The sequence below is a fragment of the Caproiciproducens sp. LBM24188 genome, from assembly GCF_054130445.1.
This window is the reverse complement of record NZ_CP196862.1, coordinates 454791-481605: the sequence shown is the minus strand read 5'-3', so window position 1 is coordinate 481605 and position 26815 is coordinate 454791. Positions and strand designations below refer to the sequence as shown.

General features: G+C 43.0%; 24 protein-coding genes. 5 read left to right on the top strand and 19 right to left on the bottom strand.

All coding sequences use genetic code 11. From position 1 onward, the window contains the following. Positions 1 to 372 precede the first annotated feature (372 nt). The 5 genes from ACSVDI_RS02220 (at position 373) to ACSVDI_RS02200 (ending at position 5643) form a co-directional block, all read left to right on the top strand. Positions 373 to 750, top strand: coding sequence for a BlaI/MecI/CopY family transcriptional regulator (locus ACSVDI_RS02220; protein ID WP_457944373.1), 378 nt, complete (start codon positions 373 to 375; stop codon positions 748 to 750). A gap of 12 nt (positions 751 to 762) precedes the next feature. Further along, the gene (locus ACSVDI_RS02215; protein ID WP_457944372.1) at positions 763 to 2529 is read left to right on the top strand and encodes a BlaR1 family beta-lactam sensor/signal transducer; all 1767 of its coding nucleotides are present in this window, start codon (positions 763 to 765) and stop codon (positions 2527 to 2529) included. Between the two features lie 110 nt (positions 2530 to 2639). Then, positions 2640 to 3197 carry a YcxB family protein gene (locus ACSVDI_RS02210; protein ID WP_457944370.1) on the top strand — a complete coding sequence of 186 codons (558 nt, stop codon included), beginning with the start codon at positions 2640 to 2642 and terminating at the stop codon, positions 3195 to 3197. Beyond that, a complete protein-coding gene (locus ACSVDI_RS02205) occupies positions 3194 to 4270 on the top strand; it encodes a hypothetical protein (protein ID WP_457944368.1) in 1077 nt (358 codons plus the stop codon). The genes ACSVDI_RS02210 and ACSVDI_RS02205 overlap by 4 nt, the downstream gene beginning before the upstream one ends. Before the next feature lie 83 nt (positions 4271 to 4353). Next, positions 4354 to 5643: a DUF6070 family protein gene (locus ACSVDI_RS02200; RefSeq protein WP_457944367.1), complete on the top strand. Its 1290-nt coding sequence runs from the start codon at positions 4354 to 4356 to the stop codon at positions 5641 to 5643. A 525-nt stretch (positions 5644 to 6168) separates the two neighbouring features. Here ACSVDI_RS02200 and ACSVDI_RS02195 read toward each other — a convergent pair. The 19 genes from ACSVDI_RS02195 to ACSVDI_RS02105 form a co-directional block, all read right to left on the bottom strand. Next, positions 6169 to 7572 (bottom strand): tyrosine-type recombinase/integrase, encoded by a 1404-nt coding sequence (locus ACSVDI_RS02195; protein ID WP_306569398.1) that lies wholly within the window; start codon positions 7570 to 7572, stop codon positions 6169 to 6171. A 17-nt stretch (positions 7573 to 7589) separates the two neighbouring features. Continuing rightward, complete coding sequence (locus tag ACSVDI_RS02190) at positions 7590 to 8459, bottom strand: helix-turn-helix domain-containing protein (RefSeq protein WP_306569399.1); 870 nt, start codon at positions 8457 to 8459, stop codon at positions 7590 to 7592. 111 nt (positions 8460 to 8570) lie between these two features. After that, positions 8571 to 8789 (bottom strand): helix-turn-helix domain-containing protein, encoded by a 219-nt coding sequence (locus ACSVDI_RS02185; protein ID WP_268824265.1) that lies wholly within the window; start codon positions 8787 to 8789, stop codon positions 8571 to 8573. 46 nt (positions 8790 to 8835) lie between these two features. Continuing rightward, complete coding sequence (locus ACSVDI_RS02180) at positions 8836 to 9234, bottom strand: type II toxin-antitoxin system PemK/MazF family toxin (RefSeq protein WP_306569400.1); 399 nt, start codon at positions 9232 to 9234, stop codon at positions 8836 to 8838. A 728-nt stretch (positions 9235 to 9962) separates the two neighbouring features. Then, positions 9963 to 10301, bottom strand: coding sequence for a helix-turn-helix domain-containing protein (locus ACSVDI_RS02175; RefSeq protein WP_235227995.1), 339 nt, complete (start codon positions 10299 to 10301; stop codon positions 9963 to 9965). Positions 10302 to 10857: 556 nt separating this feature from the next. Next, positions 10858 to 11070, bottom strand: a complete 213-nt coding sequence (locus ACSVDI_RS02170) for a translation initiation factor 2 (RefSeq protein ID WP_306569401.1) — start codon at positions 11068 to 11070, stop codon at positions 10858 to 10860. Between the two features lie 36 nt (positions 11071 to 11106). Beyond that, positions 11107 to 11727 carry a LexA family protein gene (locus ACSVDI_RS02165; RefSeq protein WP_457944364.1) on the bottom strand — a complete coding sequence of 207 codons (621 nt, stop codon included), beginning with the start codon at positions 11725 to 11727 and terminating at the stop codon, positions 11107 to 11109. A gap of 134 nt (positions 11728 to 11861) precedes the next feature. Next, the gene (locus ACSVDI_RS02160) at positions 11862 to 12722 is read right to left on the bottom strand and encodes a helix-turn-helix transcriptional regulator (RefSeq protein WP_457944363.1); all 861 of its coding nucleotides are present in this window, start codon (positions 12720 to 12722) and stop codon (positions 11862 to 11864) included. Between the two features lie 176 nt (positions 12723 to 12898). Further along, complete coding sequence (locus ACSVDI_RS02155; protein WP_306569404.1) at positions 12899 to 14959, bottom strand: DNA/RNA helicase domain-containing protein; 2061 nt, start codon at positions 14957 to 14959, stop codon at positions 12899 to 12901. After that, positions 14952 to 15383 (bottom strand): very short patch repair endonuclease, encoded by a 432-nt coding sequence (locus ACSVDI_RS02150; protein ID WP_306569405.1) that lies wholly within the window; start codon positions 15381 to 15383, stop codon positions 14952 to 14954. Before ACSVDI_RS02150 ends, ACSVDI_RS02155 begins: the two co-directional genes overlap by 8 nt. Before the next feature lie 3 nt (positions 15384 to 15386). Then, entirely contained in the window at positions 15387 to 17000 is a 1614-nt protein-coding gene (locus tag ACSVDI_RS02145) for a DNA cytosine methyltransferase (protein ID WP_306569406.1), read from the bottom strand. Positions 17001 to 17010: 10 nt separating this feature from the next. Then, on the bottom strand, positions 17011 to 18765 hold the full coding sequence (locus ACSVDI_RS02140; protein WP_306569407.1) for an AIPR family protein: 1755 nt from the start codon (positions 18763 to 18765) through the stop codon (positions 17011 to 17013). Beyond that, positions 18758 to 19762, bottom strand: a complete 1005-nt coding sequence (locus ACSVDI_RS02135; protein WP_457944361.1) for a PD-(D/E)XK motif protein — start codon at positions 19760 to 19762, stop codon at positions 18758 to 18760. Before ACSVDI_RS02135 ends, ACSVDI_RS02140 begins: the two co-directional genes overlap by 8 nt. Then, positions 19746 to 22538: a Z1 domain-containing protein gene (locus tag ACSVDI_RS02130; RefSeq protein ID WP_306569409.1), complete on the bottom strand. Its 2793-nt coding sequence runs from the start codon at positions 22536 to 22538 to the stop codon at positions 19746 to 19748. The genes ACSVDI_RS02135 and ACSVDI_RS02130 overlap by 17 nt, the downstream gene beginning before the upstream one ends. Beyond that, positions 22531 to 24033: an ATP-binding protein gene (locus tag ACSVDI_RS02125; RefSeq protein ID WP_306569410.1), complete on the bottom strand. Its 1503-nt coding sequence runs from the start codon at positions 24031 to 24033 to the stop codon at positions 22531 to 22533. Before ACSVDI_RS02125 ends, ACSVDI_RS02130 begins: the two co-directional genes overlap by 8 nt. Before the next feature lie 25 nt (positions 24034 to 24058). Next, positions 24059 to 24256: a helix-turn-helix domain-containing protein gene (locus ACSVDI_RS02120; RefSeq protein WP_306569411.1), complete on the bottom strand. Its 198-nt coding sequence runs from the start codon at positions 24254 to 24256 to the stop codon at positions 24059 to 24061. 319 nt (positions 24257 to 24575) lie between these two features. Next, positions 24576 to 25976, bottom strand: a complete 1401-nt coding sequence (locus ACSVDI_RS02115) for a relaxase/mobilization nuclease domain-containing protein (protein ID WP_306569412.1) — start codon at positions 25974 to 25976, stop codon at positions 24576 to 24578. An 83-nt stretch (positions 25977 to 26059) separates the two neighbouring features. After that, positions 26060 to 26353: a hypothetical protein gene (locus ACSVDI_RS02110; RefSeq protein ID WP_306569413.1), complete on the bottom strand. Its 294-nt coding sequence runs from the start codon at positions 26351 to 26353 to the stop codon at positions 26060 to 26062. Positions 26354 to 26480: 127 nt separating this feature from the next. Continuing rightward, positions 26481 to 26813, bottom strand: a complete 333-nt coding sequence (locus tag ACSVDI_RS02105; RefSeq protein ID WP_055174994.1) for a plasmid mobilization protein — start codon at positions 26811 to 26813, stop codon at positions 26481 to 26483. Positions 26814 to 26815: the final 2 nt, after the last annotated feature.

Genomic DNA, 26815 nt, shown 5'->3' with positions numbered 1-26815 from the left:
TGCCCCGCAAAAATCAGGCGAAAGAACGGTATCAGCCATCTGACCGATCGCGTTTTAGGGGATGTAATATATTCGTTGAACCGTCGTTCACGCACAAGTTCCGAGTGAAACCGCGGTCCAAAAAGCAAATCCACGGCTGACCGCACGCCGGTCCCATCCGGCAAAGCGGCATTCCAATAATGATATTAATCATACATCAGTTCCCTAATTTTGTAAAGAGAGCGCGCCCGCGCGGCGGGGCATTGGGGCATTCCCACCCTGCATTTTTTTCGATTTTCTCAACCATCTGCACGGTGGGCAATCAGAAGGGTTGACAAACCAATCAGGCGGGACTATAATTCATCTTACAGTTGTAAGACTTGGAGCGATAATATGAAAACTTTACCGCAGATTTCAGACGCTGAGTTTGAAGTGATGGACATCATTTGGAAATATGCTCCCATTAGCACAAATGAAATCACAGAAAGACTGGCACAAAAAAAGGAATGGAGTCCAAAGACAATTTATACGATGCTCTCGCGCTTAGAGAAAAAAAGTGCAATTCGCCATGAAAAAGAAAGCCGCGTGTTTATCTATACGCCTTGCGTAAAAAAAGAAGATTACCTGGAAGCAGAAAGCCGCAGACTGGCAAGCCGCTTTTTTGACGGCGCAATGGATCAAATGGTGGTTAGCTTTTTAAATCAAAGGGAACTTTCACCCAAGGACTTAGAGGAGTTACAAGAAGTTTTAGATAAAAAGCGGCGTAGTTAAGAGGAAAAAGGTATGTTTTTAGAACGATTTCTTTTTTGCAATTTGTGGAGCACTGTTCTAATCTGCTTGATGCTTGGATTAAAATACCTGCTAAGAAACCGGCTTTCTCTTCGCTTTCAATATATAAGCTGGTATCTTCTGTTTTTCTCCATGCTGCTTTCCTTCCTGCCAACAGGAATATTGGAATTACCCACCCATAGTAAACCCATTTCGCAGCAGACATTTGCCATCGCCGGCGCGAAGGCGGCAGCTGCAAAGAATGTCCCACTTAGCCACGAATGGATTCAAGATACAGCGGAACTGATGTACCAACCGGAAAGCAGTCAGGCCGTATTTGCTGTCCTCACAATTTGGTTGATTGGTGTATTGGTTCTGCTTAGCGTATATTGGTGCGGCAGCCATCGGCTTCGGATGATTCGCCGGTATGCTTTGTCCCCCTCCTCAAAAATTCAGTCGCTATTTGATAAATGCTGTGTCAAATTACAATTAAAGAAACACATTGCACTCAGGCAATCGCGCTTCATCACGGCACCAATCAGCTTCGGGGTAAAAACCGCTTTCGTTGTATTGCCGTCAGATAAATTAAATTCGCTCTCTGAAACGCAGTTGGAGCATATTCTACTCCACGAACTGACACATATTAAGCATAGAGATCTTGTTTCAAATTACTTTATTTGCTTTGTGCAGGCAATTTTTTGGTTCAACCCCTTTGTGTGGGTAGCCTTTCGGCAAATGCGCCGTGACCGAGAAACCTATTGTGACTGGGCGGTGCTGAATGGCTTGGAGAATGAAGCCGCCCGCATCAACTATGGGCAGACGGTTCTGCATTTTGCCGTGCTGTGCAACACCCGGTTTGATACAGCAAACGGCCTGTGCCAGAGTAGGCGCCAAATAAAATACCGCTTGGAGCAAATTGTTGGATTTCGTCATGAGACAAAGCGGAGAAAGAGGTTTGGTTGCTGTTTTGCCTGCCTGTTGGCAGTCGCAACCATGTGTCAAATACCTGTGTTAGCGTATTGCACGGATGATTCAGAAGATTATTGCAAGCTGCCGGACTCGCTATCCATTTCGCAGGCAGACTGGTCCAATGAGTTTCAAGGTGCCGATGGGTGCGGGGTACTTTTTGACTTGAACGCAAATCAATATACCGTTTATAACCAAGCGGAAATTACCCATAGAATGCCGCCGTGTTCCACCTATAAAATCTATAGTGCGCTCAATGCTTTGGAGCAAGGTGTGATTACCACCGAATCAAACACCCTTGCATGGGACGGAACTGCCTATGATTATGCAGCATGGAATAAAGACCAAGATCTAAATTCTGCTATGAAGTCCTCGGTGAACTGGTATTTTCATGAATTGGACCGCATAGCAGATTATGAGCAAACCAAAGCGTTTTTTAAAAAGATTGGGTTTGGCAGCGGTAATCCAACCGATGATCCAAACAGCCTATGGAATGGGACTGGAATCAAAATCTCCGCATTGGAACAAGTAGAAGCACTTGTAAAACTGTACCGCAATGGTTTTGATTTGCAGGAAAAAAATATTGATGCTGTCAAGAATTCCATGGAACTTGCGTCAAATGGAACCTTTCACCTGTATGGAAAGACCGGGACCGGTTGTGCCAATGACCAAAATGTTGCCGGTTGGTTTATAGGATTTGCAGAAACGCAAAATAACGCTTACTTCTTCGCGTTTTACCTGAACTCCAACGATGGCGCCGACGGTATGGCTGCGTATCGAACTGCAACATCTGTTTTGGCGAAAGAGTTTCAGTAATTGCGAAAAATGCAAAGCTGCTCTGAAGGCGACGGCAATCCGAGCAGCTTTCCCCTATTGCTTCATATCTTACATTTGTAATCTTTAATAAAAAAAGTGAGGGAAAATAAATGATGAATCCGGATCGCTCTGTTCCAACCAACGACCTGCTCGCAGCCAACAATTTGCCTTTGCGCGAAAGAGATTTCATCGAATGGATGGATGAAATTATAAGCATAAGAACAAAGGTGCCATTTGTTGCTACCGTAAGCCTTTGCGCACTGTTTTATGCAGTGGTTCTGGCGTCGTTTCTTTTGAACAGGAAGGCAGTGTCTTCTGTTTATATTATTTTAGTGTCGGTTTGCTTGGTAATTGCGCTGTTTTTCCGCTATGCCATAAGCAGATTGCTCGGAAGGCTGCGTTACAAACAATACCGTTTATGCAGAAATGGATGTTGTGGAACCACAGCCTTTTATCAAGACCACTTGGAACTGAAAGCAGGGAATGAAATCATCGCACGGCTCTCCTATCATGACATTCAGAAGATTGCTTTAACAGAGAACCTTATCATTCTTTCTTTTCCGCATTTAACAAGTTGTGTTGTCCGGCGCGACGGTTTTACGGAAAAAGATTTTGAAAAAGTAATGGCGCAGATAAAACGTGAAATAAAAGGCGAAGAGTTACAATGAAGGTATTGAAAAAGATCCCATTGGCGCTCCTTGGTATTGGGGTTGGTTTCGCGCTCCTATTGGGTCGTTTTCTATATACCACAAAGTACAAAATATCGGATATCGATTCCGCTCGGTCCATCGATGGCAACTATCAAGTTAGTTTTCAGGCAATCGGCGAACCGGATTGGCCGTTTGGAGCTTCTCATGCCCGGCTTGTATTAAAAGATAAAAACGGAATCATTTCACAATCTAAAATTAAGATTGCAAACGATGGAGGAATGCTTCAGCCGGATAACTGGCATGTAATCTGGCAGGGCAACTGTGTTCAGATTATAATTTCCGGAGAAGAGCAGGAGGACGAAATCGATACACTGTATTTCGATGGAACGGTGACATCCGAAAGAATTGGTAAAAAAAATTCAGTCCAAGAAATCCAAAAATTGTGGGATATCACGCCGATTCATACGGATAAATTCCATTTTTCAACGCAGACAGCCGAAAACAAAAAAGGTGAAACGGTATTTACCGCTTTTATAAACGATTTTATATCGAGCTTTAATCGCATTTATCAACAGATGTATGCAGAAGACTATCTTCCTCCCATATCAAGCTGGACCCGTCTGCTGGAGCAATCTCCTTGCTTCGAATATGATTCCGTTCATTATCGTTTTTCCGCAGATGAACAAACTTGGTCTATGCCGACCATATCAATCTATACTTCTAAAAATGAAGATGGCATCTACGAGATAAAGCTAACTTTTGATGAGCATGGGGATCAGGAACCGCTGTACACACAATTTGAAAAAATGTGCTTTTGCTCGCTTAAAACCATTCTTCCGGAACAAAGTAATGCCGATATTCGCGATTTGTATGAGAAGCTATATATACAAACAGAGGAAAACTTCTGGGGGGATTATCCCTCCGATGATGGAACCGAACGGCCAGCGATAAACAAGATATATCAATATGACACAGTTGGTCTTTATGGATATTACGGAGCCGGGACAGCAAATCTTTGCGTCATTCCGCTTACGCAAAAAGCCATCGCTCGGTTTAAACAAGAAGGAGTAGAAATGGTTGAAATAAAATAATCCTATGTGCAGTTTAACGAAAGAAAAGGTTCCGCTCAATAATCTTACATTTGTAATATCCTAAAGAAAGGGGGTGTCGGGAAGTGAAGAAATCCATCGTCATCGCTGTGTTGTTTTTGGTATTGGCGGGTGGCAGTCTCCTGCTCCTCATGCAGAATTCTAAATATTCAAATGACCGTAACCGTCCTATACAGACAAATACTTCAAGCTCTGATGGATCCGGGTCTAAAAGTACAAGTGAGTTCGCGCAGACAGCAACCGTAACCGATAAAGAAAAAGAAACCATTCAATCAAAGTGTATTGAAGTTTCTAGATTGTATCAGAAAATATACCAAAATGCAGAAAAGGCTCCATCCCAATATTGGGGAGCGGATGATGAAATGAAGCAGGAAACCATAGATGAAATTGAAAATATTTTATCTTCTGCGGGTTATCCTGTCATGAACAGTGACCGTGTTTACCCGGACTACCTGCAAAATTCGGACGGAGTGTATTCTTTTTGGAAAAAGGTGCAGCAGGGAACGGATGCAGAAACCGAAATCTGGAGTGTCTTGGCATCTGGCGCCTTATCGTATCGACGGCTTCAATTCCGGAACAAAACGCCTTACTGCATTTATGCAACAGCCAGTTGGAATAAAAACGGAGAACTCGAAATGAACTGCATTGAGAAAAGGAAAATCCTCCATTGGAATATGACCTATCATCAGGATTTGTATTACCAGGACCTCTATACCGATCGGCATTGGGGTGCCTCGGTGCTGCTCCGGCTGCATCCGGTCGATAAAGTCCTTTATGATTTGAATAGGAAATATATCCTACCGATTGGCTATCAAAATGTAAATCTGTTTTTGCTGAACTGGAGTGCCAATAATTATGGAAATTTGTGTTTTAATGACCTGTTTGAATATTTGTATAGAGTAGAGAACCACAACTATCTCTCTGCCAGTGATTATCCCTACTATAACGATCCATATCCTCATATGGCTATCCCTGCGGAATTATTTGAAAAGACCATACTTCCGTATTTTGATATTCCCATCAATGAATTCCGGAAAAGAGCCTTGTATGATGCTAGCAGCAAGACATACCCTTGGCAGGATATCGGCTGCGAAAACATTTTATACTACCCTTCCTTAATACCGGAAGTCACCAGCTATACAGCAATTGATAAAAACACCATAAAGTTAACCGTAAACGTCATGTGCCTCGATTACCACGCCGACCGCCTATTTGCCCATGAGGTAACCATAAGAACTTTAGGGAATGGCAAATATCAATATATTGGGAATAAAATAACCTATAAAAGGGAAGCTGAAATTCCTTCCGCGCAGGCAAGAATTCCTGCACAAAGGTTTTCTGAGGAACGTAAATAATAAGACGTAGGGAACCACAACCACTCAGAAGCAAAAAAGCCAACCGAAATAAAACGAAACGCCGAAAGCCCTAAAATCAAGGCTTTCGGCGTTTTTTCTGGCGTCCCCGGGGCGACTCGAACGCCCGGCCTACTGCTTAGGAGAACCATTGAACATTTGTCATCTGTGTTCACCTATGTACAGGAAAGTTGCTATCCGTCAGGCTTTTTTCATGTTCCGAATTGCTCCGTGTTCGTCCAAGTTCACCGGTGTCGTTAGATGTTCACCGGTTCATTTTAGCAGTTTTTTGGATTTTTCTAAAAAGGGGAACAAGAACATTTTTCATCTACCGCCAATTTTAGCACAATTTTGAGCAAAAATCCATCTGCAGTCGAACCGCGAGTCTAAACAGAATATCTCACATCTCCCTGAAAAGTACTCGCTGGGGAAGATGATAAAAAAGAGAGTATTGCATCCTCGGTTCGAGTGAAATCCGAGTTTACAATACTCTCTATGTAAGTGTTGGCCGGTGATCCGGCCCTTATTTTAGTTCAGACTCTTCGCCAGAGTTGTCAGCAGCGCTGCCATTTCCGGATTACTGAGTATCTTTGCCAGAAGGTCAGGATTCACACCTGAAGGGGCAGCTTTTGCTTCGGATCCGGTTTCAGCCGGTGCCTCAATACTGTCTGAGCCCTTCCCGCTGTAAAAGGCCTTCTCAAACAGTGCTGCGTTGTTTTTGCGGTCATCATCGAGAATGTGGGAATACTGATCCGTAACCATCTGCGCCTGTGCATGGCCGGAATCGCCCTGAACAGATTTGATATCGCCGCCGTTCAGCTTCAGCTTGTAAGTGATGCTGGAATGACGAAGACTGTGAAAGACGACCTTGGGCAGATCATTCTTCTCAATCAGTTCTGCAAAGAGGGCCGTGATACGGGATTGCTCTGTCGGCATGCCCAAGCCATTGGCCATGACCAGATCGAAATCTGCGTATTCACTGCCAAGGGCTTCTTTCGTAAAATCCTGCTCTCGCTTCCAGTCTACCAGCATCTCAGCGACAGTCTTCGGAAGGAAGATCTTGCGGGTACTGGTTGCCGTCTTTGGTTTCTTCAATACCAGGACTGTTTTATTGCTTTCCCGCAACTCCGGAAAGACGCGAAGCACGTCCTTCTTTCCCAAAACCTTCATAACACTCTTATCGACGCGCTGCAGCTCTTTATTCACATAGACATAGGCCTTTCCGGCAGCGATGCTTTCCGGAGAGATGTCTACGCAATCCCAGGTCAGGCCAAGCAGTTCACCAATTCGAAGGGAACAGGCGAATGCCAGGTTGATGGCCAGCTTCAGGCGCTCATCCTCACATACCTCGAGGGCACGGAACAGAGTAGGAGCATCCCAGATCTCGCGCTTCTTTGCTTCGGATTTTGGAACCGTTGCATACATGGCAGGGTTCTTCTCCATCAGCTCCCATTTCACAGCCTGATGAAAAGCGCTGCGAAGAATGTTATGTATTTTTCTTACGGTCGGCGGAGCCACATAAATCACATTTTTTGAATTTGCTTTCTGAGTGATTCTGTGTACGGAAGGGGTCTTCAGAAGCTGCATGTAATACTTCTCCAGAACCCGTGCTGTCACGTCACTGAGCTTCATACTGCCGATGATTGGTGAGATGTAATGCTCGATCAGAGCCGTATTGCTTCCGTAGACGGACATGGACCATGTGGTCTTGCCATAGAGAGCAACATACTCTTTCAGCAGCTCATCCACCGTCTTGCACTGGTGGATTACCATAGTTCCTATTTCCTGCCGATATTCAATCTCAGCTTTCCGGCGCTTTGCATCGGCCATGGTCTTGAAGCTTTCCCATTTCTGCTTTCGCTTGCCGGTTGCCTCATCGTCGTAGAGGTAAACGACATTGTAACGGTTATTTCTCTGCACAATGGATGCCATTGTCTTTCACTCCTTTCCTAGTTCTCACGTTCGAGTTTCTGCTGAAACAGGAACCATTTAATATCATCCCGGGGGATCAGATACTTGAGTCCGTATTTTTTGGCTTCAATTTCTCCGGTCTGGATCAGCCTGCGCACCTCATTGTATGTAAGATCAAGAAGTACGGCTGCTTCCTGCAGGGTAAATGCTGCCTTTGTTTCATCCACCTTGAGACGAGGCTTCACGGCTTCCTGCTGCTTTCTCTCAATCGCCATGATCTCCTCCGGTGATCTGTCGCAAAGTTTGCGATACTTGCTCTGACCGGCATACCAGCGCTCAAAGCTGTCCTTTGTTACGTGCCGTCGGTCTGCAATATAGACAAACTCAAACTGATCTTTATCTCTGCCGGTAAGAAGGATATTGTAGACTTCCTTCCGGGTGATCAAAAGCAGTCTGGCCATTTCCGGCATCGTCATGGATGCAGCTTCAAGCTCTGCATCTCGTTCCCGATCCGCTTGGGTTCGATATTTGGTCTGCGTCTTGTACCATGCCTCAAAAACATCCTTTCGAATACGCATCCAGGTATCCACCTCAAAGGTCTCAATGTGATCCCGCTTGATCAAGGTATAAACCGTATCGTCGGACACACCGAGCAGCTCCGCCATTTCCTGAACCGAGTAAGAATATGCTCTGAGCTCCGTACCGGGCGGCGATCCATCAACCTTTTTGTACTTGATCTGATTTGCATACCAGTGCTCAAAGCTGTCGATCACAACTCGCATCTTGCCTGCAACAATGATCGTTTCAAAGCACTGCCTATGTACCAGCCAGTAAGAATCAGTTTTTCCAAGCCCCAACATCCGCCGCATCTCCGGAACGGACATTGTAGTCCTTTTCTTTTCATCCATATCGGGTCCTCCTTATATAGTGATAGCCAGGTCTTAAGACCTGGCTACATCGTAGCGGTTATCCGTTCGGATTGTTAGGATGTCGCGGAACAGCTCGACATCCTTGACAGCTTACAGCTTGTTGTCCAACCACTCATCAAAGCTCTTCTTTGAAATTCGATAGGCGGTTCCGATCTTAAACCAGCGAAATTCCTGCTGTTCCAACAGCTTATATACCGTGCCGCGGCTGATGCCGAGGATGATCTGCAGATCCTCAACGGTATAGCAGCGTTTCTCTGTGATGGGTATTGCATTTTCTGCCGGTAATTCAAAAGTCTCAATTGCTTCCATATGTCATTCCTCGCTTTCCGTTTTCATCCTTGCCGCAAATTCAAAATCAGGGGAATTCCACGCACTCCGGAATGGGCAAGGTATCGTCCGGATCCAGATGAAGGCTTACGCGGATGCTGTCGTCAATGCGCTCCATATGATTCTTGCTCGTGCGCCCCAGATACTTGATTACCTGGCACTTATTGATGGTTACAATCTGTTCCGCCTCACTCATGGAGGTTTCACTCAGACCGCGCTGCTTTTTGAGAACGCAGTGTGTAGGCTGGCCCAGTTTCTTCAGCTCCGTGGTAAGCGGCACGACGATCAACGTCGGTCCGAAGAAATTGCCGCTGTTGTTCTGGATATTGATAACCGGACGAACACCGCCTTGAATATTACCGCGATGCTCGCCCAGGTCTGCCAGATAGATATCACCGCGTCTATAATTCCAATCTTTTTTAAGCATGTTTTCTCCTCCTCATGTAGGTTCTATGTAAAAGGGCGGGATATCGCTTCCCACCCAAGAAAGCCGCTAAGGGCTTTTTCTCCCAGCAACTATGCAGCACCCCATTCGCAAAACCGCAGCTATGCTGCTTTTTTGCTCATGTGGTTAGCTCGCCATATATCGATGACAAAACCCATGTGCAAGCACCTGGTTTTGCATCGCTGCATGGCTCTGCATAGTTGCAAAATATGTTATCCCCACATTTGTCCTCGACGCCCCTGGGAACTGGCAGGTGCTCTGACCTGCCGGGAATACATTCAGGCGTCTGGCTGCTACCAGATCCATGGGAATCTAACCCCTCCGTGGTTCTCACCGAGCTGCGTACAGAAGTATCATTGTGCTGTGATGGATCAATGCTGTATATCGGAAGCAATCCGATACTTACAGGCCAGTTCACGCTCCCGCCCCCTAATGGCGATCGTTGCGTTCATCCGCTGATGTGGCTCCCCATCACAGGGTTGTGCCTGAAGAATGGTATGTAATTTTCAAGGTTCCTGTAGAGGAGTCGTTTGGCTCCTTACATGTACAAGTTTAGCCCATACGGATGGATGTTTTTAGGTACCGACTGTACGGGTTGCCCGCCCTGGTTGTACGGATTTGCATATTTTTTTGCGAGTGATGCCTTGAACTTGCTTTTTCGTGCAAATTCGGCGCTTCTGAACTTGCTTTTTCGTGCATTGCTGTTAGAGTTACAGGCTTTTTGCGATTTCTGTCAACTGAGTCACCACATCCAGAAGCTTCGTGCGACTGTCCACCATGTCATGATCTTTCCCCATGAGCAGATAGTCGGTGCTCACATGGAAGTAGCAGGCCATAGCAATGATCAGATCGATAGACGGTTTTCTCTTACCACGTTCCATCTTGCTGAGATGCTCCAAACTGATATTGAGTGCTTCGGCCATTTCCTCCTGGGTCATTCCTTGTGCCTTTCGAAGAGTGCTCAGGCGAGCTGCGAATTCGGTTGCGTCAAAATACATACTGTTTTCCTTTCCGCCTGCTGCGGAAGAGCAAAGGATACCATTGCTCACAGTACGTTCCTGACCATGTCCCCGAAAAAGAGGTGCACTAAAGAAAGGGTACCGATACTGCTTTTCTGAAAATCAGAAATTGAGCAATATTTGTATCCTCAGCCCTTAATGCATGTCAGGCTTTCGATATGATGTTTTGGTTTTGAAAGCCTTGCCGAAAAAAGAAAAAGACCACCGGCAAGGCAGGGATCCTATGGATATAGGAATCCCGTCTTGTCGGCAGCCTCTCATGTATGTCTGGTTTAACTGACCGATCATTACAGCATATGACCTGGAGATGGATTTACGCAGCCTGTTTCATCTCAACCATTCCGTCGTTATGCCAAGTTGATTCAATTGTTAAATGCGCTCCTGACCCCGTGGGGCGTATATGTCAATGCGGTCATGCCTGCGTCCCATCGATTTGCTGACCATCACGGTCCCGCATCTGTCGCAGGTCATTCGGGTTATGCCATCTTTGCCTTCATAGCCAATCACTAACTGGCGGCAGTTGGGGCAGTATATCTTTCTTGAGCGCCATACAAAGTTTTCATGTGGCACTTATTTAACTCCCTTCTTATCTACATGTGTGTACGCAATCGGCAGGTCCGACCTGCGCCTGCAGATTTCGGATTACAAATACCGGAATCTGTTTTTTTGTCTGCGGTTCCCAGCAGTATTTTGCCGTATGGCCGCAGTGCTCGCATTCCATCCAGCCATCCGTCTCTTCAAGAAACAGGCTGTGATTGACTACGCCGCATACCGGGCATTTCACGTCATATGTATTCATAATCTCGTACTTCACCTCCGGTGACAACAATATCATTTATAATGCTTTGATTACATGCTTGGCTACGCCCTGGACGATCAGCTGCTTCACGCGGATCTCTTCGTCCGGATATTTTGCCTGATTCCGATACTCAAGAATGGCTTCCTGAGTATCTTCATCGATTCCGGCGTAAACCTTCAATGTGCTTTCGCTGTAGCCGGTAAGGGCAACAACGATATCACCAATCTCAGCATTGCAATCTGTCCTGATAACGACCAGATCTCCGCTATCGATACCCGCATCAACCATGGAATCACCGGAAGCCTCCAGAATATAGTACCGGCCATTCCCGAAAAGGGAAACAGGAAGGCTGACATATTCAAGAATGTTTTCTTCCTCTGTCTGCGCGGAACCACAGGGAATGGATCCAACAAGAGGACAGGGGGCAGAATCGGGAGCAAATTTCTTGATCATAGGAGTACGAATGGTACGAGACTTACCATCGTATTCGAGCATTCCACGGTTGTCCATTTCGACCAGGTAGCGAAAAGCAGTCGTTTTAGGAATACCTACACCCAAAGCAATTTCATTTACAGAGGGTGTGGTATGTTTGTCGCAGAAGTATTGATCAACATAGGAAATGATGTTTTGCATCGTTTCTGTGCTCATAGCTCTCATGGTTTTAATTCCTTTCTCTCGATAACGGAACGAATCGTTCCATTGAATGTATTATAATACCCCTTGCTCCGGGAAGCAAGGGGTGATTTGTTTAATGGAACGCAGGTGCGCAGAATTTTGTGCAGTAGTGCGAATTACATCTCGTTCAATGCATTGACGAGCATTTCCTTGTATGTCTCAGCAACATTCTGCGGTCCTTCAACTTTGATTTTTCCGTTGAATCCGAACACCCAGCTGTAGAAAGTGGTGCTGGGGCATACACTGACCGTTGCTTTGAAATGTTCGTCATCCACAACCATGGTTTCGAAATCGCTGCCAAACTTATCGATGAGATACTTCATCACCGACACATGGCAATACAGCTGCACGGAAACCGGCTCATCGGTATCATACATACGGAAGACATGTTTGCTGTAGTCTGCCGGAGTATAATCTTCTGGGGGCATTACCGCAATCTGGTTAAGGATCTTCGGCTGCTCCGCGATGCGATCCAGGCGGAAATTCCGCATTTCCTGACGCTCATCGCAGAAGCCGCGCATGTAATAGTAATCTCCGTCCCAGATCAATGTATACGGACTTACCGTGTAGGGTTCGCCATCATTTGCGATATAACGCTGCTTTGTCACATCAAAATCCGTGTAGCGGAATGATATCTTTCTCTTGGTATCGATCGCATCATTGATGGCATCGACGATATAATATCCGTTTTCATTGTCCGATTTTGCACGACCGGCAACGTAAATATGACGGCGGAGCTTTGCCGCATTCTGCGAATTGGTCAAGGTAAGAAGCTTCGCTATCAATTCATCGCTCTTTCGCTGCGTGATGAATTTGGAAGAAGAAATAGCATCAACAAGAACCTTGAGCTCTGGAAGCTCATAAATGTGGCCGTCATAATAATACTTGTTCTGGGTAGACTCATAGTGCTCAATATGTAGGCCGCAGTCGTGAAGCATGGCAAGATCATCGCTGATGGTATTTCGGGAAACCTTCACCGAATAATCTTCTTTGAGGATCTTCATCAGCTCGGCGGTTGATAAAGTGTGTTCGGCATCGGTATGTTGAACAAGATGTTGATATAAATATAAGATTCTGAGTTTTGCTCCGTTTTCCATATGAAACCTCGTTAAGATAGTGTCTATGTAATCATTTGGGAAAAAGTAAAAATCTACTACAATTCTTGAATCCCGCAAGAAACAAGATACTTATAGATACCATCATAATACTCAGTATCTCTTGTCGGATCTTCCTCGGGATCAACTCCCTTCGGCACAAACAGCACCATTCCTTGGCGTGCTCTTGTAAGAAGAACACGATATGAATTTACCAAATAACGCTTTTGTTCCGGCTTATTTCTTTTGTTCCATTTCGTTCCCCTAAATGAATAGTGATCCCAATCTGCTCCATTCTTACTGCGTCGAAGATCCGCATCCCAGCAAACAATTGCCCAGTCAATCTCAAGCCCCTGTACCTTAAATTCACTTGCGACTACCTCCAGCATGTTGGACGAACGCAAATCATCACTTGGTGCCAGGAACCAATTTTTGACATCTATCTCAGTGGGAACATAGATGCCTTCTGGCTTCAGCCTTTGCGCACTGCTGCATGCCAAAACGCCAGAACGCTGAGAACCACGTACATGCGCACGTACCCATTTCTTAGCCAAAGAATAATCTCTTGTTATGTATATAGGATACTTCGAGGCAATTTGTTGATATACTTCCGATGCTTGTTTCGGATCATTATCAAGAAGTGCATCAACAAACTGGCACTGTTTATCAGCTCTAAACGAACGAATAGAGGTCTTCAAATGAAGTTCATCGATCTGGTGACATCTTTCACATGAGAGAATCTTTTCTTGGTCAATATTCTTATCTTCAACTTGACTGAAAATCAAAGGAGAATAAAACAATTCCCATTCTTTGAACTCTTCAATACCACAGCGAAACCATTCATTGATTCCCACTTCGCCATCATAGATATCTTGTCCAAGACCAACCAAGCAAATCATAACTGCCCAGTCCTGATGACGATCCATAATACTGAACAGCAGCTTAGGCTCACTTACTGCCATTATGGGGTCATCATGTTTACGAGCCATCTTTTCCTGATTCCATACACGTTGAGCCTCATCAAATATCAGAATGTTCTCCGGAGTTGGGTTACTATGCGATGCATTGTCTTTTTTGAATGCATAACTACTCTGGATCAGTGTGTTGATTGCAGCTTGGGTATGTTTGTTAAACAGCTTCTCAGGTTTAGGAACATCAAATGTTTTTCCTGCAGACTTCTTTGCTCTCTTCCAAAGATCTTCACGCTCTCTGTCATTGGATTCGACACTCTTCTTTAATGCTTCGCGCAGTACTTCAACCAGAGGACCGTTTCCCGAAAGATAAACACTTAAACCGTTTGCATCATCTAGGCTTTTAGCCACAACATCCAAGCCAACCAAGGTTTTTCCGGCACCGGGCACACCTGTAACAAAACAAATGCATTTCTTCTTTTGTACCTTTGCGTATTCAATTATCTCATAGATTTTTGCTTCGCAAAGATTGATATTCTCTTGACCAGCTTCTGATTGAGCAATCTGACTTAAATTATGAGAACTATATGCCTCCACAGCCGCTGCAATAATAGTAGGGGTAGGGTAGTAAGGAGAATTAAACCATTTATCAAAATCAATCTCTCCATCATCACCGTACAAGGAGGAGATTTCTGTAATCTTTGGAATAAGCGTTTCAATATTCTCTCTCTGCAGATGAACTTGCTTGTCCGGATAACAATCGCAAGATTGGGGTTTCGGATATCGTGCGGCATCGGTAGCAATCAAAATAGGACAAACATACAGATCTTCAGATTCTTTGTGGAAGTTCTTTATATCAATGGCATAATCCTCAGCCTGCTGCGCATCCTGTGCGGTAAAAACATTTTTTCCGTTTTTGAATTCGAGAGAAAATACCATGTGTCGAATAAGCAGAATAACATCAATACGCTTGCCAAGGCGAACAATATCATACTCAAATATGATATCTCCCTCCATACCGCATTCTTCCAGGCGGCGTTGCAACTCAGTGATTTGATTTTCCCAAGCATTAGCCTGTTCTTTGTTAATATCAAATGCATGTCTGACCAGTCGGCCCACAATATCGGTTGACTGATCAGCAATAAATCCAGGAATGGAGTTACAATAGTATGCCTTTCCTGATTGTGTTGAAAAAGTATATCTATTCATGTTTCTCCGTTCCTTTCCTAATATCAGACTCTAACTGGCTCATAGTATGTTCAAAGGCTTTTTTCTTCAGCTGACACTCCCATACCACGAGTACATTCCACCCCAGAGACATAAGATGGCGAGTATTCATTTCATCCCTTTCCACATTTCTCTGAATCTTTGGAATCCAGTATTCCTCATTGGAAGAGGGCCAAACAAATCTTGGACAGTCATGTTTGTGCCAAAAACACCCATTTACAAAAATAACGGTTTTGTACTTTGGAAGCACAATGTCTGGGCATCCCGGAAGAGTGTGAACATTTTTCCTATATCGAAATCCTTTGGAAAAGAGATACTTTCTCACTTTCTCCTCGGGCTTCGTGTTTTTGCTTCGGATGTGAGACATATTTCGACTTCGTACCTCTTTGGTATGATTATCAGCCATTATCTATTGCTCCGAACCATTCTCTATTTTCTTTAACTGTTGCGCCAGTTTTTTAGCAATTGCCTTTGCCATAATTGGTGGCACAGCATTACCAACCTGCTGGTACTGCTTGTCCTTTGTTCCGCAAAATACGAAACTATCAGGGAATGTCTGCAGGCGGGCTGCTTCACGTACACTCACGGCGCGATCTAATACAGGATGAACCCACATAGATTTTCGAACATTTACAACCGTACCGCTCGGCTGATCATAATCAAGGCGAAGGTATATCGTGTTTTGAGTTCGACTTACATCTGTATAAGTATTAGTCTTCAGATCATCATCAAGAGAATGGAAATTTTGACCCTGTTTAAGTGCCTTAAAACGTTCCATTGCAGTTTCTCTTGTATTTGTAATGATATGATTAAACAGCGTGTCTGTGTCACGAAGGGCACGTCCAAGTTCACTGATATTGCTCATAGCTTTTATAGATGTACCAGTATCATCTGCCACCTCAGTTACAGTCTTCACCTCTTGCAAGTCACTAATCGCATCCCGGACGGTCCGGTATGTTTCCTCTGAAAAAGTACCGACCGGTAATTTGACTTCGTCAGCCAACGATTTCTTTATACCCATTACAATAAAACGGTTTCTCTTTTGAGGTGCCCCATAGTTTGCTGCACAAAGAATATCTGCATTTATCGCATAGCTATTTGGTTCCGTACCGAGAATTGCTTTCAAATAGTCAAATACTGCATAGGACCTAATTACTGCAACCAAGTCATTTTCATCACTGTATGAATCAACAACAATCTGATTGTCAAAGATTTCCTTTGCCTTACTAAGCATCCGCTGAATCATAATAGCTGGTTCAATTGCTTGCTTCAGCTTGCAGACTTCGAGTGTCCCATCAAAGAACTGCTGAATGGCATTGAAAGCCGTTCTGGACTGAATGGCAATATACGACTCCGAAATATTACTTGTTACTTTGTCAGCATATTTCAACAGTTTCTTCTTGTGCTTTGATAGTGCACTAACGACCTTTTTGGGATTTTTAGTGGCTTTGTAAATTACATTGAGGGCTACATAGCAGTCCTCTGGCCAAATATTTTCGGAGATAGCATCTAAAGATTGCACAATCTCCATGGCACCATTAAAAAGATACTCCTTTTCAAGCAACACCAGCTTTGTTTCCTGCATTGGGATATCATAGCTATTTTGGATAATTAAGTCGTGATCCGTTTTGTCCAAATAAAACCTATGAACATCTGAGCGCAGCATACTCACGTTTTCCATAACAAAAGCCAGCGGCTGCAGTTCGCGAATTGCACGGATATACTGTTTTACCAACATATTATTCTGGCTTATCGCATGGTTTTTCTGGCGATTAGCGTTTGAAAACCCCTGACAAGGCGGGCCTCCAATCACAACATCGATTTTCCCATATTGCTTTTGGATTTCTTCATAATCAGCCGCACATACATCACCTCTTACATCAACACCAGGATGATTTCGTCGATATGTTTCTTGCATGTTAGGGTTATTTTCAAATGCAACTTTAATATCAAATTTTCCTGTTTGCAAAAAGCCAAGGCTTAGTCCTCCAGCTCCAGCAAATAAGTCTATTGTTCTATACATTTTTTACCTCTCACTGAAGCTCATCATTTTCAAATCGTTTTTTCAACAATTCCCAGCATTCAGCTTTTTTGCACCACTGACCGATGTTTACACCTGGAGTAGTGGGGTTCTGAAAGTGCCGCCAAACCTTATAAACCAATTCTTCTATAAGTAATGTAACATTAGGCTCTATCGTTTGAATTTCCCATATTATATCCAGATCGATTTGATCTTTATAGTATGTTCCTAATAATGCAACTGTGTAATAATCAATCTGAGCTTTGAATCCGCCAAATTTTTGATTTGCCACAATATGATCACACTCATTAAAAAGAATCACTTCGGCTATCATGTGTTTGTAGTTTGTTTCTGTTGCCTCTGGAATCTTTCCGTCATTTATAAGTCCTGTAAAGAAAACAAAATTTGTTTCAAGGCCCTTACTGACGACATCCGGGTACCCCATCCAACACATCATACACTTGGCAGCAACAGCTTTAGACACGCACCGTTTCTTCGGGTTATGAGCCTTGAATTCTTTTTTTAATGCAGGGGTAAGCTGACGATTCACTTCAACTAAATATTGACCTCTTGCTCTTTCATAAAACCATCTATCCACAGATTTTCCTTTGGTAACTGGTATATATACAATTCGCGATAGCCGCTCCATCCGTATATGATAATCATCATTTGCGCTAAAATCCGACATTTTAATGGGATTTTGGCTGTTGGCATATTTTGAAATATTACCAACGATTTCACTCACTCTATCTTCAGCTTTTATTACAGCTAGTTTCATCTGAACGCTAACTGAAGATAAGTCTACTTTGCCCTTATAGGCATTATAGATCGAAGCGGTTGTTTGACCACCATTTACTATTTGCCATCCTGTAATAGACTTGATTACAACAAAACGGTCTGAAGAAGCATCTTCATCGATCTCAATCGACTCTGCAATTGTTGAAATGCCGTTATTGTAAGCCATAAACATATCTGGCTCATTCTTAAGAGAGTCGCGTATTCCCTTATTAATTTTCCCGGCAGCCTGAAGAAATGAACGGACATTCTTTTCAATCAACTTTTGACCTTCATCACTATAGATTTTTGCCAAAAGTTCACCAGAGATTGCTCCTACATAACAGTCATATGGTTGCTGACTGCTTCCGGACACTTTAATAAATGGCAGTGTTACCCCATATTTTTTTCCAAGCTTTATCTCTATTACATCCGTTTGAGCATTCAGGAACACATGCTGATACAGCCGTTCTATATCCCAAACATCATATCGAACAGTAATTTTCCCAATCTTAGAATCCTCTGGCACGTATAAAACAGCTTTTTTATTTGTAAGCAATATAATATTTGCGGTTTCGATATCATCTTTACACGCTTGAATATATTCATACGCTTGATATCCATCACTTGATTCCTCGACTTCTTCAAAGTATCCGGTAAAACAGTTCTTTAGAAATCGATGAGCCTGTTTAATTGTCTTCTCTATTTCAACCTTTCCGGTCTTTACAATCTGCGGTGAAGGACTAAAATCACTAACGATAAGCGTGAGCGTATTAAAATACTCGTTAAAGACGTATCCATCAAGACGCATCTTATTGCTGCTTTTTTTAAAATCAATAATCTGACAGTCCGAAATACTAGATTCTCCTATATCTGCAAGATAGGATAAGAAAATTGTCTTAAACGCAACCGAAGTGGAAACGATGTTATTCGTGCGATAGGATACAACTTCTTCCAAAATATCCTGATTAAATTCCGCCAGTTTATCAGACAATTTCCTCACTTCCTTTCATTTTATGCTCCTTTTCCGAAGCAGTAATCTCGAAAGATGCACAACTATTTACCAGCACATCGTATGTACACCCTGAAATGCCATTTGAAATGTCTCTCTTAACAATTCTAGGGAATCTATCTGCGACACGATAAGAGTGCTCCTCTCGGATATGATAGCCAGTCGTGTATTTATCCTCGAGACCATCAAAATACCCATATGTCTCCAAGTTTGTGTCAAACTTTTTACGCATCAATGGATTATCGTCCAATTTGAATCTAATATCATCAATAAGCTGCGGAAGCGTTTCACCATCTGCAGAACTTTTTCTTAGTGCAAAAAAATCGACAAGCAGCTCCCCTGATATCTCTGAATCGTCAAGCTGATATTCACTGCTAATGTGCATCTTGTATAGAGCTTTCGAAGATGTTGTTTTTATTTCCACAGCATTTCCTCTTATGTAAAAATCATGTGTTTCATAATCACATCCAGTCCAAAATGATACAGCGCTAGTCCCAAACATGCCAATCAGTTGCTTCAAAAATAAGAGTTCACCATATAAGCCTTGCTGGCGTTCTGGCGATAGCATCAAGGTCTTTTCCTGTGCAAAAAAACTCTTCCATTTAATAAGCAACTTCGACACTCGTGCAACCAGTTGTTGCTTATCATTTAATTCATCAGCATTTTTACGTATGTCCTCGATGATGATTTCAAACATATAACTTTCATCGCCAGAGTTTTGCGCAATTTCGCAAAAGAAATCTACAGGACTGTATTCATACAAGTGTACCTTTCCGATATCAAGCCCTTTACATCGCGGCATACTATCCACTGATTTTTCTTCCGCAACGAAATACAAGGCTCTTTTTTCTGTATCACGATTCATTGCGTAGATAAGTGATATTCCGTTAGGTGTTGTATATACTTTTGATAATGTTTGGTGCTTCCCGGCACTTAAGGATACACTCAAATCATTGTAGATTTTATGCGTCAAAGTCATAGCTCTTGTTCTCCACAGCAATATCATTTACATGATAGGACTTAATATTTCCTTTTCCCTTTCTATCCGGAAATACAACGGCTACCGCAAATGGTGTTTTACTGTTATTGCGATCCATTTCTTCCGTAATGGGACCAACATTACCGATTGGATACAGCATTAAAAATCCATGTTCTCTTGAACGAGTATTCTTTCGAATTTTTTCGGCTGAATCACCGTCTTCTTGCATTTGCTTTACTTTTTCAAATTGCTTTTGATCATAATCCAAGTATTCCTGATCTTTTGATAAAAGGGTATGGATATCACACGTTGCTTCTCCGTCAGTAATCTGAGGATTTGCTCTTGTCAAGCCTGCACCAACTGCATCTATAGAAGCAATTGGGAATGGCTTTCTTCCTGTTGCTTCGTAATTAATTAAGCAAACAGTCCAATTAGTCAACCCTCCAACCGTCGTCTGATTTCTTATGTAATCAGCCATGTACTTACTATTTGCTCTTGTAGCGGATGAAGATGTTTTGTACTGTTCAAGAAATTGTGACACGTCATAACCTGATACATCAAACCAGTAATAATGTGAGCCAACTTTTCGATTCAGTCTAGCAATTATTTCATTATCAGAAGCAGGTTTTCCCATTGTATAAATCAAGTTTTCAACGGCGGCAAAATTCTCGTTGAACTGATCGCTGTCAACATCAAGAATACGAGTCTGACTTAGGTGAGCACTAAAGTCTCGCTTCATATCCTTTCCAGTTCTCATCTTATTTCTGCTTGTTATAAGAAGATCTGGATTAGATTCTACGCCCAGACCGAACTCCATAGGAGTTTGCTTCACAACATTTCCCATATAATCAATTTGCCGAACCAGATCTTCTGTAGCTCTTGAGATATCAACGAAGTAACCATGCAGCACTTTTGTTGTGTAAAGTCGGCAAAGATCCAGATAACCTGGCCGATATCCAAACCAACGTCCCATCTGCATCAGGGTATCATATGTATTAGAACTTCTTGTAAAGTAACTAACAATCAATCCCTCTAAGGTCAATCCACGCGCCAACTTATCTCCGCCGATTACAATTACATTAAACGGTTCACCTTTATGGTTCTCATAAATTAACGTGTCTGAACTATCACCATTAATGCTGTAAATAGTGAATTCCTTAGCTTTTATGAAACGAATAATTTCTTGATAAACAACATTCCAACTGTGCTCGGCAACTCCATTCATGTATTGAGAAAAGTCACTTCTCATGAGAGCTGTGGTAGTAACATAATCCTTTTCCCAAATCTCCTTGAGCTCATTTTCGATTTCTGAATCATCGTTCTTAATGAAGTTATATATTTCCTCTAAAAAATACTTTTCAACCTTTCTCTTGATGATATTTTGCTGCCCTTTGAAACGGACAATATGAATCAACATTGAATTAGGCTTTGCAAATTGTCCTCTCAGGTTTCTAACAGCAACTGATATCACAAAAGATTTTAACGCCAGTTTGAGCTCATCAGGTATAGCTCCTACAGGATCATCTTTTTTTGTCCCTTTTCCCAGATAATCTTTTCCCTTTTGAATTTCCCTAAACAACGGCATCGCTTTGACAGTTTCATCACCATCAGTTAAACCAAAGTATTCCAACGCACCTATGTAGTTCTTTGGCCTTGGAATGTTCACGATAAAGTCCTTTGGAAAGAGATCTTTCCCATACTTTGGATTTTCACTCTTAGGTGGAATGAAAATGTTGGCAAATGGTGTGGCAGTATAGCCAACATATGAATAGCAATCAAAAAGTCCCAATAATCTTCTGATATGTTTGTTGATAGTCGTAGGATTAAAATCGTCTTTTAGTGAGCCATCAGCATTGTAACAATCTTTCGTGTTAAGCGACGCTTGATCCGCTTCATCATCGATAACCAACAGAGGATATTCCGCTGAAAAATGTTTCTTTCCGGATACATCCGTTGTAGCAACTGGAAGATTTCCCAGATATTTAATTAGTTGAGCTAATACCGATGCATTCTTCTTGGTGACCACCACAAACGGAGGATTCATCGATGTGCCTGCCTTGATTTTGTTGAAATCACCTTTTTCTTCACGAGAAGTAAGTGCCTGGAGATGGTAACTTACACTTTGTCCCACTCCGACACCTATTGCATTTTGACTATCGTCAGCAGCTCCGCGCACATCGTATCCGAGAAATTCCTCTTCTAATCGGATTTGAGTCTGGCTGCGCAAATTGTTATGAATACCCGCTAGAACGATAATGATTTTATAGCCAGCATCTGCAGCTTTGTTGAGAACACCTAAATAGTGCGCTGTTTTTCCCGACTGTACATAACCAAAAGCTAAGCCGTAGACATTTTGCTTTATGCCGAGTGAAGGGTCTGCCATGAAATTAAGTACAGCATCTGTTGACTCGTCAATATCTGCAACTGCATCGAGTGACCATGAAGGCTTGTGGTTCAAATAATCAGCATATCGTCTCCAATACTCTAATAAGTAACCTTTTTCTTTTTTTATTTTTGAAAACCATTTCTTGTCCTTAACAGTTACATCAGCAATAACTGTTACTGGATCAATAGGAACCTTAACCTCAGCAAGTAAAAAAGCCCGTAATTGTTCTGCATCATTCACAACAGGCCCCCACTGAGCAACAATGGCATCAACCGTTTCAGCTACAGTGGTATGATTCTCCTTTTCTTCTATCAGCTCACGACATCTTTTGAACGCTGCAATATATAGCTGAAGTTCACTTTCCTTCAAACCTTCCGGATAATTAATCATAATTCTCGTCCTCAAATATTTTTTTAATTTCTTCTTCTATGTACTTGTAATTTGGCATTCCTAAAATGATACCTTCAACTTCTTCCTTAGCAAAACCATTCTGTATAAATTTTTTTATATAGCCCTTGGCTTCAGCAATATCTGCCATTTTGCCCGGGTCATCATTTGACACAGCCTCTTTCACCTGTTCCGACATATACGATGTCAGGCCAGATTGCGCAGAAGGAGCATATCCCTCAATTAGCGCTAGATATGCTTTCAAATCAGCTCTGCCATCTTCATCTAGCTGTTGAAGTATCTTATTTAGCATCGGATGCTTTTTGTTAAGGTAGAACATATATGAACCAAGTCTATTCTTTCTTTGTTCCCATACGTAACTCAACTGTTGAGATCCTGGTTTTTTTGAATAAGCACCTCTTGAGTTATAAACCTTTGCAGATTGCGCCGTACAAACAGTAATTGCTCGATCAATGATATCCCTCATATATAATGGGGGCGTAGCTACAGACTTCTTGATATCAATTTTCCAATCATAGTCCTGATCAGCATTCATATCTAAGCGGATACGTGCTAGATTAAAAGCGGGTTCTTTCTTAATAAAGTCAAACCACGTACCAAATACCAACAATCGTCTATTGCGATATACATATATCCCTTGCTGAGCAGTCCAACCTTTGGGTCCAGCTGCAGCTTCAAAATCTTCTGAAGTTGCAAATTTCGTTTTATGCGGAAGCACATATGGTTGAACCAAAACGTATTTTTCTCCATCAAAATATTCTTCTTCACTCAGTTCTTGAGTTGCATTATTTGAAAGAATGAAGGGATTCCATGCTGGTACCAAATCATCTTTAAAGAAAATTTTTAAATCATCTTCTTCTATAAAGCGATGGAATATCATCCCTACATGAGCCTTAACACGTTCAACTGTTTTATAGAAATTCATCTTTGATTTCTTTAGTGATGCGCTATCAACAAATCGATCCAACAAGTCTATGACTATTAACGTTCCGTTATCAAAATGCTGAAATACGGGGTATTCTTCGAGCACTGTTTCGATGGGGATGTCATCAACTAACAAGCTCCATTTTCCATCCTGCTGGTTTTCAATATAATCCAAATCCCAACAAGCTGTTGAAATCTTGTTTTCTTTTTTTGTTATAACTCTTAAACGTTTTCCCATTGAAAAAGCTGCCGTTTTCATCCCCATCCCAAAACGACCCAAATCGTCAGACATTCTTTTTTCTGATGGGTCTGCAGATCCAATTTTCATAGAAGCAATTAATGAACACTTCTCCATGCCATCGCCATTATCATATATAGCAATGGTTGAGTCCTCTTTATTCCAAGAAAAGTCAACATGAACCTCTGTAGCGTGAGCAGCTATACAATTATCTAAGATATCAGAAATAGCCGTCTCTGTTTTATATCCAACTGAGCGCAGTGATGCCATTAACAGATGAGCGTCTGGTGCTAACTCTACTCTATTACTATTCATTATCTTCCTCCCAGTCTACGCACATTTAACTAATGGAAGCGCCCTTAATATATCGTCCGCTGCGAATACGTGCATCTTTTGGCTTTTGGGCTTCCTCTGGAATAGCCCATGTGTTTCCGACTCTAAACACACCCGGAATACGTCCTTCCGCACATAATACCTGAATTCTTCTTGGAGATATTCCCCATTTTTTAGATGCTTGTGTTGTTGATAAAAACCCCATATTTGCTCCTCGTCCATCAAACAAAAAATCACATCAATCCATTGTTTATTATAATCCGTTAAACGAATAAAATCAATCTATCTTGCACCATCTTATGCTCAAAATTTTACGCACCTCACTAATTTGCAAGCAATGTTTCCTTGGCCAAGTCCTGCGAAAACTGCGTTATCCCGAAACGGGACAACTTGCTTGTTGGGATATTCCCAAGCCCTTATCGATCATCACTTCGTGATGGCTGCGCGTTTCTTCGAAATACTAAAAAAGCAAGGTCTGAGCAGCAGTACCATGACTGTTACTCAGACCTTTTGATTTGCCAGCCTTAATGACTTTGTTCATCCTTCCGACGTTTCTGATCTTCTTCCTTGCGCTCTGCATCGTAGAGAGAAGCAATATTCTGCTGAGCAATCAGAAGCTCCTGAGCATCATTTTTCGCCAGTCTGTATTCGGCATAGGCCTGCTTTTTTGCTGCCAGCACCTCCGCATATTCAACACTTAGATCCTTTATCCTCGGAAGTTTCTTTACCTCCAATTCATCAAAGGCCGCCTTTGCCGCTTTATGAATCGTAATTTCTTCCCGATGCGCCTCCAGAAACTTTTTGCTGTAACCGGCTTTGCGGTACTCCTCATAAGTGGCCCGCGTTTTGGAATAGTTGATGATATGCTTTTTCAGAGTGCCGATCTCCGCCAATCGCTTTTCCGATTGCTGAATAGAGGAGATCAGGGCATCTCTTTTGGCAGTCTGCTTCTGCACAAGCTGGTCCAGCTGCTCCATGTTTTCAATCTTATGATCCCGCAGAAACAGCAGCGTCTTCGACATCTGCTTCAGGTTATAAACCGATGCCCAGCGCTGATATCCAGCCCCTTTGTTCTGCAGCTTGCTCTGGATATCAATGACAAGATTGAAGGGACGGACATCTGTGTGGCGGTTACGTTTTTCTCTCGGCTTGCGTTCCTGCTGTCCGAGGAAATGAGCTCGCAGATCCGCCTCACTATAGCCTTCCTCCAGAGAGGACAGGCGGATGAAGCGGGTCTGATTTTTCCCTTTGACGGAAATATGCTTTCCGCATTTTATCTCATAATCCAGTGCCCGCAGCTCCTGCAGAAATGCTTCAAAGGACTTCGGCTTCTTCTGCAGAACAGCATCGATATCCTCACAGAGAACATCTCTGTTTTTCACTCTGCGAGGGTAGTCCGTTCGTTTTGCTCGCTCCCTGTATGGCTTCGGAGTAATAACGGATAGGCCGTTTTCCAAGCAGACCAGATCACTGACTCTCTGCAGGGCAATGCTGGATAGCCAGAAGTTCTTAAACTTTCTGGTTCCGTCAATGGAAGTGGAATTGAATACGATGTGGTTATGAACATGAGCCCGATCGGTATGAGTTGCCACAATGAATGCATACTTGCCTTTTGTAAAACGGAGAGCCAGCTCCTGTCCCAATCGGTTCGCTTCCTCCGGTGTGATTTCGCCTGGTTTGAAGGATTGACGGATCTGATAAGCAATCACTTCATGCCTCTGGCGGCGACCGGTGATCTGCTCATACTGACGCTTGGACAACAGGAATTCTTCATCCACGGTCATAGGATCGCACTGATAACCGGTGACCAGTTCACCCTTGTCCGTCTTCTCCGGATTCTTTGCATAATCCGTTCTGTCACCCAGACTCTGGGCAATGGTTTTTCCCTTATTCACATGCATGGGAATCAGTCTGGTTGCTGCCATGGGCATCCGCTCCTTTCTCAAATTTGTGCAAAAGAAAAGACCTGAGGCGTATCAATTCCTCAGGCCCGTTAAGTTATGATTCGTTATGAAAAGATAAATTTCGACAGCTTCCCGGTCAATGCTTCCAGCCCAAGAGAGACTGCCTCAGCAAACATGATTGCCAGGAAAACCAGAACGGCAAATCCAAATAGGAGCGCCGCATAGATCCAGGCATGCTGAAAAAGAAGCATCACAATGCAGACGCCCAATACCAGATATACAAGTCCGGTGACCATAGCTGAAAGGTTCAAGGCGAGGGAGTAAAAGATAGAGAGTACGGCAACAACTGCCATGATCGGCAGCGCGAGTATTCGAAATGGGAGTTTGATCAGCCACATAAATGAGTCCTCCTTTGGCTTTTTGAGTATAGTCTATAAAGTGATTTTTCCGAAGTCAAGGATGTCAACGTCGCGCACCGGAGCTTCGTATGTATCCGGTGTGACAGCAATCTGCCACACCGTTTCTTTACTGGATCGTCGCCAGTCTTGCCAGAATCTCTTTCGCAATTTCCCAGATTTCATTCTGCCTGTTCTGCAAATCCTGGATGTCTTCCGCATAGATAGAGCCGGTCTCGTTGGCCCGCTTGGCATACTGATTCAGATTGTTGCTGCAATAGCGAAGGAGAGAGACCATTTCCTTCACATCATCCAGTTCCAGGTTGACGCAGTAGCCGTCCAGCGCCATTTTTCGAAGGTAGGAGCTCTTGTTGCGGATACCCAGTTCATCCATCTTTTGCTGCATGCGCTCCAGTTCTTCCTGAGACATTACGAAGTGGACCCATTTATCTCTTGCCTGCATGA

Bases quoted from the DNA above. Each gene is read 5' to 3' on its own strand.
- ACSVDI_RS02220 (WP_457944373.1), top strand. From the start codon at position 373: ATGAAAACTTTACCGCAGATTTCAGACGCTGAGTTTGAAGTGATGGAC.
- ACSVDI_RS02215 (WP_457944372.1), top strand. From the start codon at position 763: ATGTTTTTAGAACGATTTCTTTTTTGCAATTTGTGGAGCACTGTTCTA.
- ACSVDI_RS02210 (WP_457944370.1), top strand. From the start codon at position 2,640: ATGATGAATCCGGATCGCTCTGTTCCAACCAACGACCTGCTCGCAGCC.
- ACSVDI_RS02205 (WP_457944368.1), top strand. From the start codon at position 3,194: ATGAAGGTATTGAAAAAGATCCCATTGGCGCTCCTTGGTATTGGGGTT.
- ACSVDI_RS02195 (WP_306569398.1), bottom strand. From the start codon at position 7,572: ATGGCATCCATTGTGCAGAGAAATAACCGTTACAATGTCGTTTACCTC.
- ACSVDI_RS02190 (WP_306569399.1), bottom strand. From the start codon at position 8,459: ATGGATGAAAAGAAAAGGACTACAATGTCCGTTCCGGAGATGCGGCGG.
- ACSVDI_RS02185 (WP_268824265.1), bottom strand. From the start codon at position 8,789: ATGGAAGCAATTGAGACTTTTGAATTACCGGCAGAAAATGCAATACCC.
- ACSVDI_RS02180 (WP_306569400.1), bottom strand. From the start codon at position 9,234: ATGCTTAAAAAAGATTGGAATTATAGACGCGGTGATATCTATCTGGCA.
- ACSVDI_RS02170 (WP_306569401.1), bottom strand. From the start codon at position 11,070: ATGAATACATATGACGTGAAATGCCCGGTATGCGGCGTAGTCAATCAC.
- ACSVDI_RS02165 (WP_457944364.1), bottom strand. From the start codon at position 11,727: ATGAGAGCTATGAGCACAGAAACGATGCAAAACATCATTTCCTATGTT.
- ACSVDI_RS02155 (WP_306569404.1), bottom strand. From the start codon at position 14,959: ATGAATAGATATACTTTTTCAACACAATCAGGAAAGGCATACTATTGT.
- ACSVDI_RS02150 (WP_306569405.1), bottom strand. From the start codon at position 15,383: ATGGCTGATAATCATACCAAAGAGGTACGAAGTCGAAATATGTCTCAC.
- ACSVDI_RS02145 (WP_306569406.1), bottom strand. From the start codon at position 17,000: ATGTATAGAACAATAGACTTATTTGCTGGAGCTGGAGGACTAAGCCTT.
- ACSVDI_RS02135 (WP_457944361.1), bottom strand. From the start codon at position 19,762: ATGACTTTGACGCATAAAATCTACAATGATTTGAGTGTATCCTTAAGT.
- ACSVDI_RS02130 (WP_306569409.1), bottom strand. From the start codon at position 22,538: ATGATTAATTATCCGGAAGGTTTGAAGGAAAGTGAACTTCAGCTATAT.
- ACSVDI_RS02125 (WP_306569410.1), bottom strand. From the start codon at position 24,033: ATGAATAGTAATAGAGTAGAGTTAGCACCAGACGCTCATCTGTTAATG.
- ACSVDI_RS02120 (WP_306569411.1), bottom strand. From the start codon at position 24,256: ATGGGGTTTTTATCAACAACACAAGCATCTAAAAAATGGGGAATATCT.
- ACSVDI_RS02115 (WP_306569412.1), bottom strand. From the start codon at position 25,976: ATGGCAGCAACCAGACTGATTCCCATGCATGTGAATAAGGGAAAAACC.
- ACSVDI_RS02110 (WP_306569413.1), bottom strand. From the start codon at position 26,353: ATGTGGCTGATCAAACTCCCATTTCGAATACTCGCGCTGCCGATCATG.
- ACSVDI_RS02105 (WP_055174994.1), bottom strand. From the start codon at position 26,813: ATGCAGGCAAGAGATAAATGGGTCCACTTCGTAATGTCTCAGGAAGAA.